A 394-nucleotide genomic window follows, 5' to 3' on the forward strand; every position below is an offset into this window, starting at 1 on the left:
ACGTCCAGGTGGCCTCGACCTCCACGTGCTCGTCTGGCTCGAAGAGGTCCTGGATCCTGGAATACTGCTTCTCGGTGAGCAGGTCGGCCCCGGTCAGCAGGGTCCGGCGGGCTTTGTAGAGCGGATCCTGTTTGCGGCCCCTGTGGCCGTGGACCTGTTGCTGGACTCGTCGACGGCACCGCTCGAGGGCATCTCCTGCCAGACGGACCACATGGAAGGGATCCATCACCGCGGTGGCTTCGGGGATCTCCTCGGTGGCTGCGGTCTTGAACCCGGTGAACCCGTCCATGGCCACAACCTCGACCTGGTCTCTCCAGGCCTGATCACGTTCGGCGAGCCAGGTCTTGAAGGCCTGCTTGGAGCGGCCCTCGACCATGTCCAGCAACCGGGCCGG

General features: G+C 65.5%; 1 protein-coding gene. It reads right to left on the reverse strand.

From position 1 onward, the window contains the following. Nucleotides 1-394, reverse strand: a 394-nt coding sequence (locus tag HMPREF2863_RS00005) for a transposase (RefSeq protein WP_141756317.1), incomplete at both ends; no start/stop codon positions are given.

Origin of the sequence: Micrococcus sp. HMSC067E09 (assembly GCF_001812555.1) — a bacterium.
GTDB classification, from domain to species: Bacteria; Actinomycetota; Actinomycetes; order Actinomycetales; family Micrococcaceae; genus Micrococcus; species Micrococcus lylae.